We start from the raw sequence: 23,113 nt of genomic DNA, 5'->3' as shown, positions 1-23,113 counted from the left end.
TACGGAGGCGGCGATGGCCGGCGACATCGTCAACCTGCGCCAGTTCCGCAAAAAGCAGGCCCGCACAGAAAAAGAGAAGCGGGCCGAGCAGAACCGTATCGCTTTCGGACGCACCAAGGCGGAAAGGACGCTGACCAGCGCCCTGAACGAGAAAGCATCGAAGGCGCTCGACCAGGGTCGGCTGGAGACACCGGCCACGACGCATCCCGCGGACGGTACCCCGGACGGGGAGAAGGCGTGACAAGCCGTACCGTCCGCAATCCCGAAAAACGATTCTGCCGCAAAGACTTGAGCCAGCTTCCGGAATCGGAATGCCAACGCCTTGAATCGGTTTGTGAGCGATGATGATCGTCAAGCATTCCGCCACTCTGCACGGCCACCGAACGAGTATTACCCTCGAAGAACCGTTCTGGCAGGAACTGAGATCGATCGCGCAAAGCCGCGGCATGCCGCTTGCCCGACTGATCGCCGAAGTCGATGACGGGCGCAACCCCGACGGCAATCTCTCCTCTGCGCTCCGTGTTTACGTTCTCGCCTGGGTAAAATCACACGCCAGCGCGACAGACGCACAAAGGTCGCTGTAGCACTTTGATCTGCTGCATGTTTTTGTCCTTAAATCGGATCTAAGGAAACATGCGGTGCACCGTACCTCCCAGGCCCGCAATGGTGACAGTAGCGCTTGAGTTACCCCATGAGCTTGTCGTGAACCGGGCCTCGGAAATCAGCGTCCTGCCAGCCGCGTGCATCAAGCTCCGGAAAACCGCGACGCAATTGCTCCGCCATGGCGCGTATCCCGTCCGACATTGGCGAGTGCTCCATCATGCGGACGCAGTTCCGCCCTGCCCCCTTGGCGAGATAAAGCTGGTCGTCGGCACTCCTGAAAATGTCCTCGTAGACGGCCGGATAAGTGAAGAGGGCAATCCCGATGCTGACGGTGACCGCATACGCACAGTCGCCTTCCGGCACCCTGTCCTCGGCGACGCCGAGGCGGATGCGCTCCGCCAATTCACCGATCGCAGCCACATCGGTTGAACGCACGAAAGCGCCGAACTCTTCACCACCGAGCCGGCCAACCAGACCGGTCTCGCCCACCGCATTGCGCAGTACCGCCGCAATCCCGACGAGCGCCGCATCTCCGGCAAGGTGCCCATGGCAATCATTGATCTTCTTGAAATGATCGGCATCGAGGATCAACAGCGCCGATGTGGGCGGAAAGAGAGTGAGGTCCTGTTTCGCGAAGAAATCGATGACATCGGCCGTGAAGGCGCCCCTGTTCAGACAGCCCGTCAACCCGTCATAGCGGCTCGCCTGGACGAGGAGCCGGTTCGCCAGCGCCAGCTGCTGCATCTTGACCCCGATGATGGCAAAAAGCGGCACGGCAAGAAGCACGGGGATATAGAGCGCGAGGCTGAGCGTGGTGGTCATGACCTCCGTGCCGAAGCGGGCCGTGCAATAATACGTGATGAGCATCGCGATCACCGTGCAGCCGACGGTGCCACCAAGGGTACAGTTCACGATCCAGATGACTGCGCGGCGATCAAGCCGCGGCTCAAGCGATTTCATCTCGCAACCCCAATTATAGGCGCATTGTGCCTGAGGGGATGCTAATACGACTTCAAATGGACCACTAAAATTCTAGGGTTTTAACGGTTTCGCCGCCGGGAAGAAGAAAGCCGCTTCGCACTCTCATCTCAACTTGCCTGTTTGACGCGGGATGCGGGCGGAAAACCGCTTCGCACTTTTCCTCATCCCGATTTGCCTGTTTGACGCGGGATGCGGGCGGAAAACCGCTTCGCGCTTTTCCTCATCCCAACTTGCCTGCTTGACGCGGGATGCGGGCGGAAAACCGCTTCGCACTTTTCCTCATCCCGCTTATTGCACCGTGATGTCTGGCAGCATGTCGAAGTTCAGCGGCGGGCCGGCGTTTTCCCCGGCCGCGTTGCCGCCCGACGGTGGCTGCTGGTTGCCGCGCTGGACGTTTCGCGGGGACGGTGGCGGCTCCAGCGCGCTGCGCGGCGGGAGTTGCCGCAGGCGCAGGCGCAGTTCCTCGGCCGCGCGCCGTTCGGCCGCTGCGCGCGCCTCCGCCTCGGCCTTCATCCGCGCCGCCTCCGCGGCCGCGGCCTGGCGGTGGCGCTCCTCGGCGATCGCCCTCAGGCGCGCAACCTCGCGTTCGGCCGCGCGTGCCTTGTAAAGCGCCACTTCGCGGCGAAGCCGCTGCTTTTCTAGCACATTCGATTGCAGCGTTTCCACGCGCCGCCGTTCGCGCTCGAAGGCCCTGAGCGACAGGAAATTCGACAGGTCGGTGACGTCCATCGAAACATCAGGCGCGTTCAGTGGCCCATCAAAGCCGAAGCGCACGCGCGGCTCGGCGCCGGCGAGCGCCTCTTCGCCCGGCCGGAACGCCAGGTCGATCACGCCATTCATGCGTTGTTCTGCAAGGTCGAATGCCGCTTCGCCGGTGAACGCGGCGTTGCCGTCGCCCGCCGTGACATTCTGCGCCCTGACCGTGCCGCCGGCGACGCTGAAAGGCACCTTGATGGCACCGACGACCGATTGACCGGTAAAGAGCACTTGTTCCGCCGCCTTGCGGATCGCGTCGGGCGAAATCTCGGTCTTCATGGCATCGGCGGCGCCCATCAGCGGCGCCAGCGCCGCCGTGTTGATGCCGTTGAGCGTGACACCGTTGAACGTCGCCGTCCCCGATCCGCTCGCCGAATGGGCCATCGCCCGGGGGGTCGCGCCCGAAGCTTCCATAGCAACGGCCAGATCGAACCGACCCGTTGCCACCGCACCGCTTTCGCGCGCCCATCCGGCGGCGGCAAGATCCGCGCCCTTGAGGTCGAAGCGCGAGCGCAGGAAGCCCGAGCCATTGGCGTTGCCGACTTGCACCCGCCCCTCGAGCTTGCCGCCGAGCCATTCGCCGGCGGCGTCGCTCAGGGCCAGCTCGTCGCCCTTCCATTCGAGCTTCCCGGCAAAGCCGGTAACCGGACCGTAGATACCGGGCCAGAAGCGCTTCGCCGTGACATTCAACGCGACGTCGAGCCCGGTCCAGGCTGGCTGCGCGACGGGTGCCATCGACAATCCGCCGATCGACGCGTCCTCGAATTGCCCGAGGATGCCCTCGCCGAGCCAGCCTAGGTCGAGCGTGTCCAGCGCAAGCTCGCCGACGGCCTTGCCGGCGGTCTTGCGGTCGATCGCCAGCGCGCCGGAAAAGACATTCTGGTCGACCTTGCCTTCGACCGCCGAGAGGGCAACCCTTTCCGCATCGGTCGTGATGTCGGTCGACAGCGTCACGGGTAGCCCGCTGCCCATCTGCGGCAATCCGATTCCCTGGAGGAGCAGGAATGGCTCCAGATCTTCCGTCTGCAGCGTCAGCTTTGCCTGCCCTTCGAGATAGTGGTCACGGGCGAGGTCGAAGTCGCCCTTGGCCGCCAGCGACGTTTTCTCGGTGGTGAAGGTCAGCGTGCCGTTCGCCTTGGACCCCTCCGTACTCTGCAGCTTGACCGACAGGATACTATTGGCGTCCGCATCGAACGGCAGCGGATCGAAGCCCGCCTGTCCGACGAGGACGACCGACTGCGGATTTTCGAGTGTCGCCTCCAGCAGCATTCCCTTGCCGGTAAGCGCTTGCGCGACATCGGGCGCCTGGTAGCTTGCGGCGATCTTGCTGCCGTTGGCAGTGCCGATCACACCGAAGGTAACCGGCGCACTGCCCTCGTTGCTGCCGGCCGTCAACGTCACGTCCAAAGCGGCATCGGAATAATAGGGGCCGGCCTTGATGAGCTGTTGCAACGCCGGATGGGCGATCGCGTGTCGACCGACCATTTCGAGGAAGGGCGTGAGATCCTTGGCGGCGAGCTTCATCTTCGCCGAAAGCACCGGCTGGTCGAGGCCGCCGCTCATGCGGCCGGAAAAGGCAAGCTGGGCGCCGGATAGCGAACCGATCGCCACCCGCTCGGCCTGCAACTGCCCGTTCTTGAGCGTCAGCACCGCCTGCACGTCACGCGCTTCCTCACCGAAGGCGGAAAATGCCTCGGCGGAGAGATCGGCGGCGATCGCATGCTGCAGCAGAGTTCCGTTCGAAGCATCGCCGGCGATGAGACCGGCCAGCGCCTGCAGCGCCTCCAGGTCGATACGGTTGCCTTTGAGCTGCAGCGACAGGCTCGGCTGCTGCTCCGCGAAGGACTGGCGTTCGATCCGGCCCCGAAGCGTCGCGGGGCCTGCCGCCACCTCAAGGCCCTCGAACTGCTGCAGCGTGTCCGTCAGGTTGACGGTCGCGGCAAAGCCGGCCGTCTTCAGCTTGCGGATCGCCGGGTCCACGGACCCGGCCAGCCAGTTCGCCAGTCCTGAAGGCTGGTTGGAGGCGACCAGGATGTCGCCGCGAAAGGCGCGCTGTTCCTTGAGGTTCAGTCGTCCGCTGGCCTCCATTTGCGTCCGGCCGGGCAGCAGCGCCACGGCATTCTCGACGATCCAGCCGGCGCCATCCGGCCTGACGTCGAGCCGCACGTCCCGAACAGTCGTATCGCCGATCACGATGGCCGGCAGCTTCAGGCTGGCGCGGCCCGGCACCTGCGGGATAGGGATGTCGGCGGCGATCGCCAGCATCGCCTCGATCCGCTGGCGCAGCGAAATGGCGGGGTCGCGGCCAGTCTTGCCACTGCGGCCGGAATTGCCGATGCGGCTGACGTCGATCTGCTGCCCATCGGCGATCAGCAGGAATTTCTGGTCCTTGCCGGTGTCGAGCGTCGCCTCGCCGGTGACGACGTAGGGATCGTCCGGCGGGCCAGCCTCGAAGCGGTATTCCGGGACACGGATGCTCTCGTTGGTGAGCTGGAAATCGCCGTTGATACGCAGGGCGCCACTTTGCTTGGCCTCGTCCGCCGGCCGGTTCTCGGTCAGCGTGAAACGGCCGGCATAGACCGGTCTGAAGTCGACGACCTTGAGATCGCCGTCGAGCTCGACACCGAACGGCCGCTTGTCCGGCGTCAGCCGCGCCCTGAGGCTCAGCGCGCCTTCTTCGTTCACCTCGTTACTGGAGAGGGCGAAGCTGCCGGCTTCGCCATCGAGCGCCGCGCGGCCCTCGACCTTCCACGGGCCGGCAAGGGAGCGCGCCGACAGATCGGCAGAGAGATCGCTGACGCGGCGGGTCCGTCCCGTCTGCTCGTCGACGAACTCGATCTCACCGTCAACGATCTCGACCTTTTCGAGAACGACCGTGCTTGCCGGGATCGATGCGCGGGTCCCACGCGCCCAGTCCAGCGTACCATCCGGCAGGAGGCGAATCCTCGCCTTCGGTCGATCGAGCCGCATGTCGAAGATCAGCGCCTCGCCGCTCAAGAACGGCGCAAGCTCGGCGCTCATCGAGAATTGCGCGATCTGGACGATCGGCTGTTCGCCGTCGGTGGGACCGACGCGCACGTCGTTGAGGGTCACCGTCGGGAACGGAAGGATGCGGGCATCGACACTGCCATGAACCACGACCGGCTTGCCCATGATGCGGCTTGCCTCGCGCTCGAAATCGTTGCGGAAGCTGGTCCAGTCGATGAACAATGGTGCGATCAACGCCGCAAAAAGGGCGACGACAATGAGCCCGCCGATGGTAACCAGAATTCGCGCCAGCACCGTGTCACATTCCCGTCTGTCTCATTCGCGCCCCTACTCGCATCCTTGAGCCGCTGATCCCCACAGTGTCAGGCAAAAATCTTGCCTGGGTTGAAAATATTGTCCGGATCGAGCGCGCGCTTGATCTGCCGCATCAGATCGAGCGCGTCGCCGAGCTCCGCCTCGAGAAACGGCATCTTGCCCTGCCCGATTCCATGTTCTCCCGTACAGGTGCCGTCCATCGACAGAGCCCGTGCGTTCAGCCGCTCCACGAAGGCTTCCGCCCGCGCAACATCGGCTGGATCCTTGTCGTCGAAAAGCAGCCCGACGTGAAAGTTGCCGTCGCCCGCATGGCCGACGATCGGGGCGACCAGCCCGTGTGCCGCGCTATCCTCATGCGTTGCCGCGACGCAATCGGCAAGCCGCGAGATCGGCACGCAAACATCCGTCGAAAGGATCGCAGCACCGGGCACCAGCCCCTTCTGTGCCCAATAGGCGTTGTGCCGCGCCTTCCAGAGTCGCGAGCGCTCTTCCGGATTGGTCGTCCAGATAAAACCAGTAGACCCCAATTCCGACGCTATTTCGGCGAACTGGCGCGATTGTAGCTCGACGCTCTCGGCGCTGCCATGAAACTCGACGAAAAGCGTCGGCGTCTCCGCATAGCCGAGGTTCGAATAGGCGTTACACGCCTTCATCTGCAGCGCGTCGAGCAGCTCGATGCGCGCCACCGGAATGCCCGACTGGATCGTCAGGATCACCGCGTTGCAGGCGTCGGCAATGGTGGGGAACGGGCAGACGCCGCCGGAGATCACCTCCGGTATTCCTTGCAGGCGGAGCGTGATCGACGTGACGATGCCGAGCGTACCTTCCGCGCCGACGAAGAGCCGCGTCAGGTCGTAGCCGGCCGAGGACTTGCGCGCCCGGTGGCCGGTCAAAATCTCGCGACCGCCGGCTACGACCGCCGTCACCGCCAGCACGTTTTCCTTCATCGTGCCGTAGCGCACCGCGTTGGTGCCGGAGGCGCGTGTCGAGGCCATGCCGCCGATCGAGGCGTTCGCCCCAGGATCGATCGGGAAGAAAAGACCGGTATCGCGCAGATAGGCGTTCAGGTCCTCGCGGGTGACGCCGGGCTCGACCGTGCAATCGAGATCCTCGGCATTAACGGCAAGAACGCGGTTCATGCGCATCATATCGACCGATATGCCGCCGTTCGGCGCGTTGACGTGCCCCTCCAGCGAAGATCCCGTGCCGAAGGGGATCAGCGGCACGCGGTGCGCACTGGCGATCTCGACGATCTCGCGCACTTCGGCGCCATTCTCGGGAAAGACCACGGCGTCCGGCAATTGCGCCGGAATATAGGTCGTCGTGTGGGTGTGCTGGGCACGGACCGTCTCACCGGTCTGGAAGCGCTCGCCGAATCGTGCGGCTAGGCGTTCCTTCGCCGCAGCGATACCGCTGTCGTTTCTCGTTCCCGCTTTGATTGCCTTCAACGCCACGAAAACGCCCCTTCCCTGCAGCACCTCGCGTCCCGGCCAGTCGCGCAAGGGTCACTGTAACATTCTGCATTGCCGCCCGATTTTATTCCCAATTCGACACCGAATTAAGGAATTACGCGGCGACTGCCTCCACCCTGGCCGGCGCGCAAGCTCATGGACAGAGGTTGCCATGACCTCCAGGTAAAGCGCACACTCGTCTTTCCGTGATGCCACGTGGCGACGACACATCCGAGGCCAGATCGGAAGCGCTGCTATTTCAAGGCGCTACTGTGCAAATCGGAATCAATTTGTCCAGAAGTTCACGCAGGTTCGAAGCTTCGCAACGCACAAAATCACAGTTGGTGGTACCGGCTTGTCACAAGTGCCCCGTGGGCGACGACCTCTTCTATCGGTCGGCAGCCGTGCTCCTCGCTTGGCGGCAAGCAGTGCTATGATTAACATCTACCGCTGTCCACGCCTGCGCCCTACAGCGCCGCGCGTCTTGTGAGACGCGCAAAGGACGCTGTAGCACTTTGAATTGCTGCATGTCTCTTTCCTTAAACCCGCTCCGATTTAAGGAAACATGCAGGAGGAGAAGGTCGAATGTTTGGATTGCTTGCCCTGCTAACGGCATCCGTCTTCTTCGGCGCCGCCATCTATATCAACGTGGCCGAGCAACCGGCACGGCTCGGCCTCGATGACCGCTCGGCGCTTGCCGAGTGGGGCCCGGCCTACCGGCGTGGCTTCGAGATGCAGGCTTCCCTCGCCGTTGTTTCCGGACTCCTCGGCGCCGCGGCATGGTGGCAGACCGGCAATCCGCTCTGGGGCCTCGGGGCAGCGGTCATCATCCTGAACTGGCCCTATACCCTGCTCGTCGTCATGCCCGTCAACCGCCGCCTGGAGGCGACCCGCCCCGAGGAGGCGAACGATGAGACCCGCGCGCTGCTCATGCGCTGGGGCAAGCTCCATGCCGGCCGAAGCGCGCTCGGCGCGATTGCGGCGGCGATTTACCTGCTCGCCGCACTGCGCGGATTCTAGCCTGTCATCACACTGTCACGAACAGCGCCTATTGAGATCAATAAATCTGGATCTATGGATATATGGAAAAGAAGACAGCCCTTGCCGCCCTTGCGGCCCTTGGCCAGGATACCCGCCTCGAAGTCTTCCGCCTTCTGGTGCACGCCGGACCGGATGGCGTGCCGGCCGGCGAGATCGCCACGCGGCTGGGCACCATCCAAAACACGACATCGGCGCACCTGAAAGTGCTCGACCACGCCGGCCTCGTGCACGCCGAACGCGACGGGCGCGTCGTACGTTACGTGGCCGATATGACCGGGTTCTGCGACCTGCTCGCTTATCTCATGGAAGACTGCTGCAACGGCAATCCCGAGCTTTGCCGCCCGGTCATCCGGGCCGTGACCTGCAATTGTTGAGGAGGTTAATCGTGAACGATCATAGGCCATTCAACGTTCTCTTTCTTTGCACAGCCAATTCCGCACGCTCGATCATGGCCGAGGCGATCCTCAATCGACTTGGCCAAGGCAAGTTCAAGACGTTCTCGGCCGGATCGCAGCCCAAGGGGAAGGTTCATCCTCTCGCCCTGGAGCTTCTGCAGAGCCTCGACTACGATACGTCTTTCGCGCGCTCCAAGAGTTGGGACGAGTTCGCCGGCCCTGACGCGCCGAAGATGGATTTCGTCTTCACCGTCTGTGACGATGCCGCCAACGAGGCCTGCCCCGTCTGGCCGGGGCAGCCGCTATCGGCGCATTGGGGCGTGCCGGACCCAGCCGTAGCCAAAGGCAGCGAACCCGAAAAACACTTTGCCTTTTCCGAAGCCTATCGGATGATGAATAATCGGATATTGGCCTTCATCAGCCTGCCGATGCCCACGCTCGACAAGCTCGCCCTCCAGCAGCGCCTCGACGAGATCGGCCGCGACAGGCCGAACGGGGGCTGATAGCGATGACATTCGATCTCCGCCGCCGTCTCGCGGCCGAAGCGCTTGGGACCGCTATACTCGTCGCCACCGTTGTCGGCTCCGGCATTATGGCGGACAAGCTTACGGACGACGTCGCGCTTTCGCTGCTCGGCAACACGCTCCCGACGGGAGCGATCCTCGTCGTGCTGATCACGGTCCTTGGGCCGCTCTCCGGTGCGCATTTCAATCCGGCTGTGACGATGGTCTTCGCGCTCCGGCGCGAGATCGAGGCAAATACGGCGGTCTCCTATGTCGTCGCGCAGATCGCCGGCGGCATCGCCGGCTCGCTTGTCGCGCACGCCAAGTTCGAGCTTCCGCTCATCCAGATTTCAGCGACGGCACGCACCGGCACGGGCCAGTGGATCGCGGAAGCAGTCGCCGCCTGCGGCCTCGTTTTCACCATTCTCGCCGGACTCCGCTTCCGGCCGGATGCGATCGCCTGGCTGGTCGGACTCTACATCACCGCCGCCTATTGGTTCACCGCCTCGACCTCCTTCGCCAATCCGGCGGTCGCGATCGCGCGCGCCCTGTCGAATACCTTTGCGGGCATCCGCCCGGTCGATCTGCCCGGCTTCATCATCGCCGAGATTTTCGGTGCATTGCTGGCGATGGCGCTTGCCGGCTGGATGCTGGCGGAGGAGAAGGTTGCGGTTCACGCGCTCAACGAGCTGAAAGGTGCTGAATGACCATGGACGTCAAGATCTATCACAACCCCGCCTGCGGCACCTCCCGCAATACGCTGGCAATGATCCGCAATGCCGGGATCGAGCCGACCGTCATCGAATATTTGAAGACGCCGCCATCGCGCGACGAGCTCGTCCGCATGATCGCCGACGCGGGCCTGACCGTGCGCGAAGCCATCCGTGACAAAGGCACGCCCTATGCCGAACTCGGCCTCGACGATCCGGCGCTGACCGACGACCAGTTGCTCGACGCCATGCTCGACCACCCGATCCTGATCAACCGGCCGTTCGTCGTAACGCCGCTCGGGACGAGGCTTTCGCGCCCGTCCGAGCTCGTGCTCGATATCCTGCCCGACACGCACAAGGGGCCATTCAGCAAGGAGGATGGCGAGAAGGTGCTCGACAGCGAAGGTAAGCGCATCCGCTAGAGCATCCTGCTTTCAAGTGGAATCGCTGAAAGCGGATAAGATGCTCTAGAATCAAAGTGCTAAAGCGTCCTTTGTGCGTCCGGAAGGACGCACGGCGCTGTAGCGGTGCGACCTGTCCTATCGTATTTCGACCATCGCTGAAGCCGCGTCCATCTCCTCGTGCAGCTTGCGCTCCTCGTCGGCATGCGGCTTGGTGAAGCGCGCGATGACGAGATAGGCGACCGGCGTGAGGTAGAGCGTCACGATCACCGCGAGGCCCAACCCGCCGACCAGCACCCAGCCGAGTGCGATGCGCGCCTCGGCCCCCGCTCCGCTCGCCAGAACCAACGGGACAGCGCCAACGACCGTCGCGATCATCGTCATCAACACGGGTCTCAGGCGGATATTGGCAGCGTTCTCGATGGCGCCGCGGACATCCTGACCGCGATCACGCAACTGATTGGCGAACTCGACGATCAGGATGCCGTTCTTCGCCATGATGCCGACCAGCATGACCAGCCCGATCTGGCTGTAGATGTTCAGCGTATTGCCCGTGATGATCATCGCGAAGACGGCACAGGCAAGCCCGAGCGGCACGGTCGACATGATGATCAAACCGCTCACGAAGCTCTCGAACTGTGCTGCCAGCACCAGGAAGATGATGATGATCGCGAAGCCGAAGGTGATGAAAAGGCCGTTGGCGTTTTCGTTGAGCGTCGCCGCTTCCGCAAGCGGCATCACCCGCGACCCGGGCGGCAACAGCGGTTCCGCCATTTCCTCCACCATCGACAGCGCCTCGCCGAGCGCGAGGTCCGACTTCAGGCCGGCCGAAAGCGAAACTGCGCGAAGTTGCGACTCGCGCCCGAGCTGCGGCGCCACGGCCTTTTCCTCGATCGTCGCAATGGTCGACATCGGCACGATCCGGCCGTCACGTGCCTTGACGAAGATGTTCTGCAGGTCCGTCGGGTCGTTGAGCGGAGTGGTAGAGGAAAGCAGCTTGACGGGATAGGCATCGCCCTCGACGAAGATATCGACGACGCTGCTGCCGTCGAGCATCGCCTGGAGCGCCCAGGACAGCCCGCTGATGTCGACACCGAGGTCGGACGCGCGCTCACGGTCGATGGTGATCGAGAGTTGCGCCTGGTTGGCCTCATAGTTGAGCCGCACGTTCTCGAAACGGCCGCTGTCCTCGATCGCGCGGACGAGCTTGGCCGCCGCGTCGCCGAGCTTTGTGTAATCGTTGCCGACCAGCGCCACCTGAAGGCCACTACCGGCACCGCGAATGCCAAGACTGTTGGACTGGATGGCGAAGGAGCGGACGGACGGGATGGTCGCGGTCACCTTGTTGATGTCTGCGACGATCTGCTGTTGCGTGCGCTCCCGCACTTCCCACGGGGCAAGCGTCAGCACCATGAAGCCGCTATTGGCCGTGCCGCCCTGTCCCGAGATTGAAAAGACGTTGCTGATCTCGCCCGATTTGACCAGCGGCTCAAGGCCCTCCTCGATGCGACGCATCTGCGCCTGCGTATATTCGAGCGAGACGCCCTGCGGCGCGTTGATCCTGAGCATGACTTGCGAACGGTCCTCGTTCGGGGTCAGTTCGGACTTGAGCGTCAGGAAGCCGGCGGCCCCCGCCGCGGTGAAGAAGGCAGCGACGACGAAGACGATGAGCGGCGCATTGAGGCAGGCGCGAAGCGTCACCCGATAGAACGCCGCGGCCCGCGCCCCGAGCCGACTCATCACGCCCTGATGGGCATGCGCATCGGTCGTCAGCAGACGCGAGGCGAGCATCGGGCAGAGCGTGAGCGACACGAAGGACGAGAGCAGGATCGAGAAAGCGAGCACGAAACCGAACTCGCGGAAGAGCCCGCCTGTCTGCCCCGGCAGGAAGGAGAGCGGCACGAACACCGCGGCAAGCGTGGCCGTCGTCGCCAGCACCGCGAAGAAGACCTCGAGCGTGCCATGCACTGCAGCCGCGCGGGGCCCGAGGCCCTCCGCGCGGCGGCGCACGATGTTTTCGAGCACCACGATCGCATCGTCGACGACGAGACCGGTTGCAAGCACGATCGCAAGCAGCGTCAGGATGTTGATCGAGAAACCGGCGAGATAGATCGCCGCGAGCGTGCCGATCAACGCGATCGGCATCGAGATTGCCGGGATCAGCGTCGCCCGCCAGTCGAGCAGGAAAAGATAGATGACAAAGGTGACGATGAATACGGCGACAAGGAGCGCGATCTCCACTTCGTGGATCGCGCCGTTGATGAATACGGCATCGTCGCTGGTGATCTTGAGTTCCGTTCCCTCCGGCAGGATCTCCGAGGCGATCGTGTCCACCACCTTGTGAATACCCTCGGAGATATCGACCGTATTCGACTGGGCCTGGCGGACGATGCCGAGGCCGATGCCCTGCCGACCATTGGAGCGCAGCGCCGACGTGCCCGTGTCCGGGCCGAGCGTTACGGTCGCGACGTCCCGCAGCCGCACATTGTCCCCGATGATGAGGTTTTCGAACTGCTCGGGCGTCTGGAGGTCCGCCGTCGCCCGAACGGTAATGTCCTGGCTGGCACTGGTCAGCGAGCCCGCCGGCACGTCATAGGATGCGTTGGAGAGCGCTTCGCGAAGATTGGCCACCGTGACCCCACGGCCGGCGAGCTTCGCCTGGTCCAGATCGATGCGGAAGATCTTCTCCTGGTCGCCGTAGACCGTCACATCGGCGACGCCCTCGACCGCCGCAAGCCGGTCGCTGATCTCGTTTTCGACCAGTAGCGTCATGTCTTCCATGGTCATCGTGTCGGAGGTCAGCGCCAGCCGTATGATCGGCTGGCTGTCCGCATCCGCCTTGACGATGATCGGCTCGTCGGCATCGTCCGGCAACTGCCCGGCAACGCGGCCGAGCGCATCGCGGATGTCATTCGCCGCCTGGCCGATATCGGTCGTGTCGGAGAATTCGAGCGTCACGCGGCTGCGCCCGAAGGAAGAGCTCGACGAAATGCTTTTGAGGCCCTGGACGCGCGACACGGCGCCTTCGACGACCGAAGTCACCTCACGGTCGATCGTTTCCGGCGAAGCGCCTTCGAACCAGGTCGTCACGGAGACGACCGGCTGGTCGACCTGCGGCAGTTCGCGCATTTCGATGCCGTTCCAGGCGGCGAGGCCGGCAACGACGATCAGCGTGTTGATCACCAGCGCGAAGATCGGCCGACGGATGAAAAGAGCGGTAAAGCCGGTCTTTCCGCCTTGGCCTCCGCCCTTGCCGTGATGGCCGCCGAACCCGATGTTCATTGCGCCTCTCCCGCGACCTTCTGCTCTGGCTCGCGGCGCTTTTCGCCGGCAACGCGCACCGCACCGCCATCGCGCAGACGCTGCACGCCCTCGGTCACGATACGGTCGCCCTCCGCAACGGCGGCGTCGACAAGCACCTTGTCCGGGTTGCGCTGGATGATCTTGACCGGCACCCGTTCACTGCGGTCGTCCTTGACGCGCCAGATATAGGATCCATCCGAACTCCACTGGATCGCCAGCGGGTCGACCGTCGGAAAACGGTCGCCGTCGAAGGCCATGGTAACCGAGAAGGACATGCCCGCCCGCAGCATGTCGTCGGGATTTTCAAGCCTTGCACGGACGCGGAGCGTCCGGCTCGCCTGATCGAGACGGTTGTCGATCGCATGGATGACGCCTTCGAGCTGTCGCCCGGGCTGCGCGATCGCATTCGCCGTCACCGGCTGGTCGACGAAAATCTTGCTGGCGAAGCGTTCCGGAACCCAGAAATCGACAAGAATTTGCGAACGATCGTCCACCACCGCGATCGGCGTCGAGGTCGTGACATAGTCGCCGACGTTAACGGTGATGATACCGACGACACCCTTCGACGGCGCGACGATATCGCGGCGCTTGAGATCGAGTTCTGCCGTCCTCAGCGCCAGCTCCGCCGCCTGCAGCGCGATTTCCGTATCGCGAACCTCCACCGCCGTCACCGCTCGTGCGCTGCTGAGATTGCGATAGCGCTGGAGCTTTTCCGCAGCACTGTCGCGTGTCAGCCGCGCTTGTTCTGCTGCAACCTTCTGGTCGTCGCTGTCCAACCGCGCGATGACCTGGCCCTCGGCGATCCTGTCACCGGACTTCACCAGGATTTCGGTGAGGTTGCCTGTCGCGGTCGGCGTCACCGTGACGGAATGGATCGCTTCGCCATTGCCGATGGCATTGAGCCTGTCGTTGACGATCGCGCTCGCCGACGGCCTGACGACGACCAGCGTCGCATCGCCGAAGCCGCCCTGGCCACCCTGCCCGCGTCCGTTGCGCCGCCCGCCTTCACCTTCGCTGCCCTGCGACTTCGACAGTTTATCGATCAGCGGATGCGAAACGCCGATCGCCGCCAGCGTTTCACCGGCGCCGGGCGCAAAACGCACCCAGGCAGCTGCCCCCACCACGAGCACAACGACGCTGACCGCCAGTTGCTTCCAAAGCCGCATTCACATCTCCAAATGAAAAAGCACGCCCCAGCGCGGCCCCCGTGCCGGCGGAGCGTTCCGATTTGCCCCGAGTATCATTATTTGCCTGCCGTCGGGCAATCTCGGAATGCCATCATTACGCAATTGTAATAAAAGCGAAATTGTTGGCGGCATGATGGCGCCCATCGCGGTGCGCCGATTGCACAGCATTTTACTGGACAACCGGTGTTTACAGCCTCAACCGCTGGGCTATTCTGCCTGCCTCGGACACCACTTCCGATCGGTTTCGATGTTCAACGCATGTTGGGGAGAAGGACGATGTGCGACGCCTGCATCATGGAATCGGTAAAGCAGCGAATGCTGTCGCGACGCGGCTTTTTCCGTGCGGCCGCGGTCGGTACGGCAGGTATTGCCGCCGCTGGCATGGGAATAGCGCCGCCGGCGCTCGCCGCCGGCCATACCAGCGTGACCGACCTCACCCACGAACTCTACCAGGAGTTTCCGACCTACTTCGGCCAACAGCAGTTCTTCCGTGAGCAGAAGTTCAGCTACGCCAAGGAAAAGTTCAACCTGTTCGAACTTCGGGTGAGCGAACACACAGGTACGCATGTCGATGCGCCGCTGCATTTCTCCGCCGACGGCCTGTCGGTCGCAGAACTGCCGGTCGAGAAGCTGGTGGTGCCGCTCTGCGTCGTCGATATCCGCGAGAAGGCGACGGGCAACGCCGACGCGCAGATAACGCCGGACGACATCAAGGCGTGGATCGGCGCCAATGGCGACATTCCGGAAAGCGCCTGTGTTGCCATGCTTTCCGGCTGGGCCGGGCATCTCGGCACCGACAAGTTCCGCAACGCCGACGCCGAGGGCAAGCTCCATTTCCCGGGTTTCCACGTCGAGGCCGCCAAGTTCCTGCTCGAAGAAACGCAGGCCGCCGGCATCGCCGTCGACACGCTTTCGCTCGACTTCGGCGCCTCGCCGGATTTCGCCACCCATTATGCCTGGCTGCCGCAGGGCCGCTGGGGGCTGGAGGCCGCGGCCAATCTCGACAAGCTGCCCGCCAAGGGCGCGACCCTGGTGCTCGGCGCACCGAAGCACCGCGGCGGCACCGGCGGCCCGGCCCGCGTCTTCGCGCTTGTCTGAACAACCGACCGCGTAAATTCCGCGCAGAATCAATGTGAGTCCAAGGAGAAAGCATGAGCACTGTCGTCCCGCCGCCCGATCCGGAAGCCGACCCGCGCGTCAAAGCGGTTTTCGACGACATCCGTGCCACACGGAAATCGGACTTCGTCAACAACATGTGGCTCTGGCTCGCCTTCGACGCTGACCTTCTGGAGCGGACCTGGGCGGAGGTGAAGGCGGTCATGGCGACGCCCTCCGCCCTCGACCCCTTGGTGAAGGAAATGCTCTATATCGCCGTTTCCGTCACCAACGGCTGCGGTTACTGCATTCATTCCCACACGGCATCGGCCAAGGCCAAGGGCATGACGGCGGCGGAGCATGCCGACCTTCTGCGTGTCATCTCGCTGGCGGCCAAGACCAATCAACTGGCCACTGCGCTGCAGGTCCCGGTCGATCCGGCTTTCGACGCGCCGGGCGAAAATTGATGACTTCGAAATACCACTGCATGTGTCCCCATAGGGACAAAAACATGCAGCAATTCAAAGTACTACAGCGACCTTTGTGCATCTGAAAACAGACGCACGGCGCTGTCGTCTTTCCACAGGCTTGTCTTCGCGCTTGAAGAATCCGGAATAAAAGAAGAACATCCTTTCTGGCCTTTCGGTCCCGAATCACTACATTGGGCCGCATGAGCAAAGGTTTTGACGACATTCCCTTCTTCGACGAGGAGCCGGCGCCGCGCAAACCTGCGCCCGCCGCCGGCGGTATCGCCGCGCGCGCCATGGCCGCCCGCGACAAGGCCAAGCGCCCGGATTACCTCTCCGGCCTCAATCCCGAGCAGACGGAAGCCGTCGAAACGCTCGAAGGACCGGTGCTCGTGCTCGCCGGTGCCGGCACCGGCAAGACCCGCGTCCTGACGACCCGCATCGCCCATATCCTTTCGACCGGCCGCGCCTTCCCCTCGCAGATCCTCGCCGTCACCTTCACCAACAAGGCTGCGCGCGAGATGAAGGAGCGCATCGGCGTGCTCGTCGGCCATGCGGTCGAAGGCATGCCCTGGCTCGGCACCTTCCACTCGATCGGCGTCAAGCTGCTCCGCCGCCACGCGGAGCTCGTGGGCTTGAGGTCCAATTTCACCATTCTCGACACAGATGATGTCGTGCGGCTGATCAAGCAGCTGATCCAGGCCGAAGGGCTCGACGACAAGCGCTGGCCGGCAAAGCAATTCGCCGGCATGATCGACACCTGGAAGAACAAGGGCCTCGACCCCTCGCAGATTCCGGAGGGTGATGCCCGCGCCTTCGCCAACGGCAAGGGTCGCGAGCTTTACGCCGCCTACCAGAACCGGCTACTGACGCTCAACGCCTGCGATTTCGGCGACCTGCTCCTGCATCCGATCCGGATGTTCCGAGCCAATCCGGACGTGCTCCGGGAATATCACGACAAGTTCCGCTATATCCTCGTCGACGAGTACCAGGACACCAACACCGCGCAATATATGTGGCTGAGGCTTTTGGCGCAGCGGCCGCAAGCAAAGCGACCCACTGCAAGCGCCCCGGGCGAAGCCCTAGCCAGCCAAGGCTGGCCGGACGACGTTTCGTCCGCCCCCGCGGAGCGCAGCCGCGCAAGCGGCGACAGCGTGAGCGCGAAGAAACCCACACAACAAATCAATATTTGCTGCGTCGGCGACGACGATCAGTCGATCTACGGCTGGCGCGGCGCGGAAGTGGACAACATCCTGCGCTTCGAGAAGGATTTCCCCGGCGCGAAGGTCATCAAGCTCGAACGCAATTACCGCTCGACCGAGCATATCCTCGGCGCAGCCGCGCATTTGATCGCCCACAACGAAGGCCGCCTCGGCAAGACGCTCTTCACCGAACGCACCAATCCCGACGACGAGAAGGTGCATGTGCACGCCGCCTGGGATTCGGAGGAGGAAGCCCGCGCCATCGGAGAGGAGATCGAGCAGCTCCAGCGGCAGAAGCATAATCTGAACGACATCGCGATCCTGGTGCGTGCCTCGTTCCAGATGCGTGAATTCGAAGACCGCTTCGTCACCCTCGGCCTCAACTATCGCGTCATCGGCGGCCCGCGCTTCTACGAGCGGCTCGAAATCCGCGACGCCATGGCCTATTTCCGCCTTGTCTGCCAGCCGGCCGACGACCTCGCCTTCGAGCGCATCGTCAACACGCCGAAGCGCGGCCTGGGCGACACCACCGTGCGCACGCTCCACGACTATGCCCGCGCCCGCGACATCCCCATGTTCGCCGCCGCAAGCGACATCATCGAGACGGACGAGTTGAAGCCGAAGGCGCGCAAGGCTCTCTTCGACGTCGTTACCGATTTTCGCCGCTGGCAGACGCTGCTCGAAACGACGCCGCACACCGAACTTGCCGAGCAGATCCTCGACGAAAGCGGCTACACTGCCATGTGGCAGGCCGACAAATCGGCGGAAGCCCCGGGGCGGCTCGAAAACCTGAAGGAACTCATCCGCTCGATGGAGGCCTTCGAATCGTTGCGCGGCTTTCTGGAGCATGTCGCGCTCGTCATGGACGCCGAGCAGAACGAGGACATGGATGCCGTCTCGATCATGACGCTGCATTCGGCCAAGGGCCTGGAATTCGACACGGTGTTCCTGCCGGGCTGGGAGGAAGGCCTCTTCCCCCACCAGCGCGCACTCGACGAGGGCGGCCGCGCCGGCCTCGAGGAAGAACGCCGCCTCGCCTATGTCGGCATCACCCGCGCCAAGCGCCGCTGCCACATCTGGTTCGTCTCGAACCGCCGCATCCACGGCCTCTGGCAATCCACGATGCCCTCACGCTTCCTGGACGAACTGCCGATCGACCATGTGGAAGTGGCCGAGCAGGACGTCTCCTATGGCGGCTACGGTCGCGGCGGCTATGGCCAGTCGCGTTTCGACAAGGCCGATCCCTTCGAGAACTCCTACCAGACCCCCGGCTGGAAGCGCGCCCAGCAGCATCGCTCGGAGGCGACGCGCGACAATTGGGGCACGCGCTCCGGCCACGCCGTCGAGCGCATCGGCTACGGCGAGTCCGGCCCGCGCACCCGCATGATCGAGGGCGAACTGGTCGCCAAGTCGACGACCTCGGAACCGTCCCGCTTCAACATCGGCGACCGCGTCTTCCACCTCAAGTTCGGCAACGGCAACATCGCCGCGATCGAGGGCAACAAGCTGACGATCGATTTCGATCGCGCCGGGCAGAAGCGCGTGCTGGACGGGTTTGTGGAGCGGGTGTGATCAGGCCGAACATTGGCCGCCACGCCTTGCTCAGTCACCGCAGGGGCTCTTTCCTGTGCTCGTCGAGGAATGAAGTCGCGCCGCGTCGACACCGCCAATTCGTCGCGGCACTCAAATCACCATCTTATACATCACGAAACCGGACTTCACCGCCACTTGGTCGTAGAGCCGCATCGCCTTGACGTTGCTCTCGTGCGTCAGCCAGTAGACGCGCGGTGATCCCGCCCGGCGCGCTGCCTCGAAGACGCCGTTGATCAGCGCCTGGCCGACGCCCTTGCCGCGTGCGGCTTCGTTGATGAAGAGATCCTGGAGGTAGCAATTCGGCTGGATCGAGATGGTGCTGCGATGGAAGAGGTAATGCGTGAGTCCGATCAGCCGACCCTTGCTTTCGGCAACCAGCGCATACATCGGCTCATAGGCATCGAAGAAGCGCGACCAGGTCATGAGCGTGATGTCCGGCGTAAGCGCGGCCTCGCCCGCACGGCCGTAGAATGCATTGTAGCCTTCCCAGAGCGGTAGCCATCGCTCGTAGTCATTGCGCACGACAGGCCGGATCGAGAGGTCTTCGGTCATTTTTGGAACCCACCAGTAAAGACCTTGAAGAGCGCGAGAGGATAAACCCTGACATCGATCCGGTCCATGCGGCTGTGGCACGCCAACTCATCGCGCGACAATCGCCCAAAGACATGCGGCAGACGTTCGAAAATTCAATGCCGCACGAAAGCGGAATGTCGTCGCGGTCGCTGATTGCTCACCGGCCATCGCCTCTCGCCTCCTTCAGGAGCGCAACGACCTCCGCATCGGTGGTCTGGTCGAAATCGTTGTAATAAATGCTGACCGCATGGAACGGGTTGGGGCTCGCGAGGCAAACCATCCGATCGACCTCCCGGCTGAGGCTGGTAACGGCGCTCGGCGGCGCAACCGGAACGGCGAGCATCAGGGCCGCTGCACCTTCCTGCCGCAGTGCCTGGATCGCCGCTTTGGCCGTCCCGCCGGTGGCAATGCCGTCATCGACGACGATGACGTTGCGCCCCTTCGGCGAAACGCGCGGTCGGTCGCCGACGTAAAGCGCCCGGCGGCGCGTAAGTTCGAGCCGCTGGCGTTCGGTCTCCGCCTGCACATAAATCTCGGTCGGATGCACGAGACGCATCGCTTCGTCGTTCAGCACAAGCTGCGGCTCTTCGCCGTCGACGAGTGCGCCGAGGCCGAATTCGGCATGCCCGGGCGCACCGATCTTGCGGACGATCAGGAGTTCGAGCGGCGCGCCGAGATGGGCGGCGACTTCGAACGCCACGGGCACGCCACCGCGCGGCAGCGCCATCACCACGGGATCGGCGAAAGCTTCGCGCTCGATCGCGCGAGCGAGCTTTCGGCCCGCATCGACCCTATCTGCAAAAGGAATTCTTTCACCGGGCATCGCATCCGCTCCCGCCGGCCTCGCCGCGGCGGCACTCTCGCGCCGATATGCACAACCGCATTGCGGCAGACCAATCGCTAAAATTGCATCAAATTTTGCCGGCTTTCGTTAATGCGCCACAGGTACCAATTGATGTCGCATATTGGCTGGAACGTAAGCCGCCTTTCTATTTTAGCATGACAGGCCGTTTCGAAATGAGCTTTCTCCCTGCCATATCGCTGTTGGCGCTTTTGATGATGCTGCCGGTCCTATTGTCGCTGCGGCAGACGGCAGTGGCCGGCGTGCAGTTTTTTTGCCTCGGCTGCGCGCTTTCGGTGGTCGCAATCGCCTCGGTGATGGTTGCGGATATAGTCTCTGCCTTTTTTCCCGTTATGCTGGGCCACGCCGCGCTGATATCCGCATCCCTCTTCATCCTTCTGGGGTTCCGCGGTCTCCTCGCGCTATCCGCTCCCGCTTTCCTGTTACCGGCACTGGCGCTAACCGCCGGCATTGTCGGCCTGGTCGTCTCGTTGAACGATGACGGCAGCCTCGGCCCCCAACTGCTGATTGCGGTCGGTCTTGCCTCCGCCCTTCTTCTCGTCGCCGGCCTCGCCGCACTTGATCGCTGGCCGAAGGCGCGACAAGCGTGCCAGGCGGTCATCGTCATTTCGGCCGCCATGGGCTGCGCTGCGCTGGTTTATGCGCTCAGCCCCCTCCATCAGAAGACGGGGGCTTCCGCTTCCCACACGGCTGTCGCCTTCGAGTTCGCAGTCGCGGCAATGCGGGTTGCCTTTCTGCCGCTCCTGTTCGTCGCCGTGATATTCACCGTCCAGGGCCGCATCATCGCCGGTCTCAGGACAACGATTGCCCGCGACGGACTGACCGGCGCCTTGTCGCGCGCGGCGCTGATCGAGGCCGGAGAACGGGTTTTCGCCAACTGCCTCGCCCGTAACCGGCCGCTTGCCTTCCTGCTTCTCGATCTCGACTATTTCAAGCAGATCAATGACCATTACGGCCACGCCTGCGGCGATATTGCGCTCAAGCATTTCGCCGAGACCGTGTCCGCCTTCCTCGACGGCCGTGGTGCTTTTGGCCGGATCGGCGGCGAGGAATTCGGCCTGATCCTGCCGGACCACACCGAAGAGCAGGCGACTGCGCTCGCCGAGGCAATCTGCCGAACAGTGCGCGAAACACCCGTCAGCCGCGTCCATCAACGCATCCGGCTGACTGTCAGCATCGGCATCGCCGCCGCAGTGCCGGGCGACGCGATTACCGACGTGATGATCCGCGCCGATCTGGCGCTCTACGATTCCAAGGCGGACGGCCGCGACCGCTGTACGATCGCCAGACAGCGCCAGATCGACTCGAGCGCCCGCGCACTCGCGGCGGCAGCGGCGCAGTTGCGCCAGTACGATAGTCCGGATCCGGAGAAGGCTGCTCCGCGTCGCGCGACGCGCCGGCATCGGCCTTGACATTCATGCCCTTAGCTGAGCGCCGAATGCCTTGGCAGACCAGCCACGTGCCAGCCGCTCGCCTTGTATTGCCGCGTCCACCACCTATCTCAACGCTGCAATCCATCGGAGAGTATTTCATGTTCCGCCCCATCCGCATGCTGCTGCTCGCCAGCCTGGCCTGTGCCGCAGCGTCCCTCCCCGCACGCGCCGAAACGGTCGGCCAAGTGGGCGTCGACTGGCTCGGCAACGACATCAAGATCGACGCCGTCCGCGACCCCAAGGTCAACGGCGTCACCTGCCACGTGACCTATTTCGATCGCAGCGTGATCGACCGTCTGAAGAACGGCAACTGGTTCGAGGATCCGTCCAACAATTCGATCGCCTGCCGGCAGACCGGGCCGATCAGTATCGGCGACATCGATCTGTCGAAGGAAGGGGAAGAGGTTTTCCGCTCCGGCCTATCGCTGATCTGGAAGGATCTTCTGGTGACCCGCATCTACGACAAGGCCAATGACACGCTGATTTACCTCGCGCATTCGCGACAACTGACGGATGGATCGGCCAAGATGTCGATCACCACCGTGCCGCTGTTTGGCCAGACCGTCACCTGGGAGAAAGGGCGCCCGCAATAGCGCCCGCAAAAATCAAGGCGGCGCAAAAATCAAGGCGGCCCAAAAATCAAGGCGGGTTGTCCCGCCCCGCCTTGAGAGAAGATTGTTCACGTTATCCGAATGTCAGGGTGTCGGGGGTACGATACCGCGGTAATAATCGCCATCACCGCCGTTATAGCGTGGCTGATAGGAGGACCCACTGTTCGGATATATGACCCGGCCGTTGTCGATGCTGCCTGTCGGCATCTCGTCAACAGTGGCCGGAGCGCCCCGGCTCTGCATCACAGGGGCTCGTACCTGGTTCTGCGTGCCCGGAGGGTTGTTCGGGTCGATGCCCTGGTAATAGGAGTCCGCAAAGGCTGGCGCCGCGGCGCCGAGTACGGAGGACAGGGCAAATGCAACAACTGATGTTTTCAGCGAAACTTTCATGACATTGCTCCTATGTTCATTCAGCATCCGGCCTCCAACGGATACCGAAAGGATAACACCTTTTGGGAGCAGTTGTTCCTTGCAAGCGGTGACGTTTTGTCACGAATGACTCATGCAACCGTGATGGAATATTACGCAACTGTAACTTGACGCCGCTGTCGCCGGCCCTGCCAAAATCGCATATGGCAGGTCGAAGACCCGAGGTGTCGATCGAGAACAAGCCGCTCCCCGCGCAATGGCGACGCTGATCACG

General features: G+C 63.3%; 20 protein-coding genes. 12 read left to right on the top strand and 8 right to left on the bottom strand.

Annotated features, from left to right (window positions below):
* Positions 1 to 13 precede the first annotated feature (13 nt).
* Positions 14 to 241 (top strand): DUF4169 family protein, encoded by a 228-nt coding sequence (locus QN222_RS28055; protein WP_283963362.1) that lies wholly within the window; start codon positions 14 to 16, stop codon positions 239 to 241.
* Between the two features lie 103 nt (positions 242 to 344).
* Positions 345 to 584 (top strand): ribbon-helix-helix domain-containing protein, encoded by a 240-nt coding sequence (locus tag QN222_RS28050; protein ID WP_283963363.1) that lies wholly within the window; start codon positions 345 to 347, stop codon positions 582 to 584.
* A 100-nt stretch (positions 585 to 684) separates the two neighbouring features.
* On the opposite strand, the gene QN222_RS28045 is transcribed toward QN222_RS28050, so the two are convergent.
* The 3 genes from QN222_RS28045 to QN222_RS28035 all read right to left on the bottom strand — a co-directional run bounded on the left by QN222_RS28045 (position 685) and on the right by QN222_RS28035 (position 7,097).
* Positions 685 to 1,563: a GGDEF domain-containing protein gene (locus QN222_RS28045; protein WP_283963364.1), complete on the bottom strand. Its 879-nt coding sequence runs from the start codon at positions 1,561 to 1,563 to the stop codon at positions 685 to 687.
* A 309-nt stretch (positions 1,564 to 1,872) separates the two neighbouring features.
* Complete coding sequence (locus tag QN222_RS28040; protein ID WP_283963365.1) at positions 1,873 to 5,622, bottom strand: AsmA-like C-terminal region-containing protein; 3,750 nt, start codon at positions 5,620 to 5,622, stop codon at positions 1,873 to 1,875.
* A gap of 68 nt (positions 5,623 to 5,690) precedes the next feature.
* Positions 5,691 to 7,097: an FAD-binding oxidoreductase gene (locus QN222_RS28035; RefSeq protein WP_283963366.1), complete on the bottom strand. Its 1,407-nt coding sequence runs from the start codon at positions 7,095 to 7,097 to the stop codon at positions 5,691 to 5,693.
* A 582-nt stretch (positions 7,098 to 7,679) separates the two neighbouring features.
* Here QN222_RS28035 and QN222_RS28030 point away from each other — a divergent pair.
* From QN222_RS28030 to arsC, 5 genes are all read left to right on the top strand, one after another.
* Positions 7,680 to 8,114 carry a DUF1772 domain-containing protein gene (locus QN222_RS28030; RefSeq protein ID WP_283963367.1) on the top strand — a complete coding sequence of 145 codons (435 nt, stop codon included), beginning with the start codon at positions 7,680 to 7,682 and terminating at the stop codon, positions 8,112 to 8,114.
* A 62-nt stretch (positions 8,115 to 8,176) separates the two neighbouring features.
* Complete coding sequence (locus QN222_RS28025) at positions 8,177 to 8,509, top strand: helix-turn-helix transcriptional regulator (protein ID WP_283963368.1); 333 nt, start codon at positions 8,177 to 8,179, stop codon at positions 8,507 to 8,509.
* 11 nt (positions 8,510 to 8,520) lie between these two features.
* Complete coding sequence (locus tag QN222_RS28020; protein WP_283963369.1) at positions 8,521 to 9,033, top strand: arsenate reductase ArsC; 513 nt, start codon at positions 8,521 to 8,523, stop codon at positions 9,031 to 9,033.
* 5 nt (positions 9,034 to 9,038) lie between these two features.
* Positions 9,039 to 9,740, top strand: a complete 702-nt coding sequence (locus QN222_RS28015) for an MIP/aquaporin family protein (protein WP_283963370.1) — start codon at positions 9,039 to 9,041, stop codon at positions 9,738 to 9,740.
* Positions 9,737 to 10,165, top strand: a complete 429-nt coding sequence (gene arsC, locus QN222_RS28010) for an arsenate reductase (glutaredoxin) (protein ID WP_283963371.1) — start codon at positions 9,737 to 9,739, stop codon at positions 10,163 to 10,165. Before QN222_RS28015 ends, arsC begins: the two co-directional genes overlap by 4 nt.
* A gap of 117 nt (positions 10,166 to 10,282) precedes the next feature.
* Here the strand turns inward: arsC and QN222_RS28005 are convergent, their stop codons facing one another.
* Entirely contained in the window at positions 10,283 to 13,426 is a 3,144-nt protein-coding gene (locus QN222_RS28005; RefSeq protein WP_283963372.1) for an efflux RND transporter permease subunit, read from the bottom strand.
* Entirely contained in the window at positions 13,423 to 14,613 is a 1,191-nt protein-coding gene (locus tag QN222_RS28000; protein WP_283963373.1) for an efflux RND transporter periplasmic adaptor subunit, read from the bottom strand. Before QN222_RS28000 ends, QN222_RS28005 begins: the two co-directional genes overlap by 4 nt.
* 297 nt (positions 14,614 to 14,910) lie before the next feature.
* Here QN222_RS28000 and QN222_RS27995 point away from each other — a divergent pair, with 297 nt between their 5' ends.
* From QN222_RS27995 to QN222_RS27985, 3 genes are all read left to right on the top strand, one after another.
* On the top strand, positions 14,911 to 15,732 hold the full coding sequence (locus QN222_RS27995) for a cyclase family protein (RefSeq protein WP_283963374.1): 822 nt from the start codon (positions 14,911 to 14,913) through the stop codon (positions 15,730 to 15,732).
* A gap of 53 nt (positions 15,733 to 15,785) precedes the next feature.
* Entirely contained in the window at positions 15,786 to 16,196 is a 411-nt protein-coding gene (locus tag QN222_RS27990) for a carboxymuconolactone decarboxylase family protein (RefSeq protein WP_283963375.1), read from the top strand.
* 203 nt (positions 16,197 to 16,399) lie between these two features.
* Positions 16,400 to 18,970 carry a UvrD-helicase domain-containing protein gene (locus tag QN222_RS27985; RefSeq protein ID WP_283963376.1) on the top strand — a complete coding sequence of 857 codons (2,571 nt, stop codon included), beginning with the start codon at positions 16,400 to 16,402 and terminating at the stop codon, positions 18,968 to 18,970.
* Between the two features lie 111 nt (positions 18,971 to 19,081).
* On the opposite strand, the gene QN222_RS27980 is transcribed toward QN222_RS27985, so the two are convergent.
* Both QN222_RS27980 and QN222_RS27975 read right to left on the bottom strand, forming a co-directional pair.
* A complete protein-coding gene (locus QN222_RS27980) occupies positions 19,082 to 19,543 on the bottom strand; it encodes a GNAT family N-acetyltransferase (protein WP_180938386.1) in 462 nt (153 codons plus the stop codon).
* A 178-nt stretch (positions 19,544 to 19,721) separates the two neighbouring features.
* Positions 19,722 to 20,387, bottom strand: coding sequence for a phosphoribosyltransferase (locus QN222_RS27975; RefSeq protein WP_283963377.1), 666 nt, complete (start codon positions 20,385 to 20,387; stop codon positions 19,722 to 19,724).
* Positions 20,388 to 20,581: 194 nt separating this feature from the next.
* On the opposite strand from QN222_RS27975, the gene QN222_RS27970 reads away from it, so the two are divergent.
* Both QN222_RS27970 and QN222_RS27965 read left to right on the top strand, forming a co-directional pair.
* Positions 20,582 to 21,838: a GGDEF domain-containing protein gene (locus QN222_RS27970; RefSeq protein WP_283963378.1), complete on the top strand. Its 1,257-nt coding sequence runs from the start codon at positions 20,582 to 20,584 to the stop codon at positions 21,836 to 21,838.
* A 119-nt stretch (positions 21,839 to 21,957) separates the two neighbouring features.
* A complete protein-coding gene (locus tag QN222_RS27965) occupies positions 21,958 to 22,452 on the top strand; it encodes a CreA family protein (RefSeq protein WP_283963379.1) in 495 nt (164 codons plus the stop codon).
* A 102-nt stretch (positions 22,453 to 22,554) separates the two neighbouring features.
* Here the strand turns inward: QN222_RS27965 and QN222_RS27960 are convergent, their stop codons facing one another.
* Entirely contained in the window at positions 22,555 to 22,860 is a 306-nt protein-coding gene (locus QN222_RS27960; RefSeq protein WP_283963389.1) for a hypothetical protein, read from the bottom strand.
* Positions 22,861 to 23,113: the final 253 nt, after the last annotated feature.

The organism is Sinorhizobium sp. 6-70, assembly GCF_030124375.1.
Taxonomy (GTDB): Bacteria; Pseudomonadota; Alphaproteobacteria; order Rhizobiales; family Rhizobiaceae; genus Sinorhizobium.
This window is presented reverse-complemented; position numbering and strand designations above follow the sequence as displayed.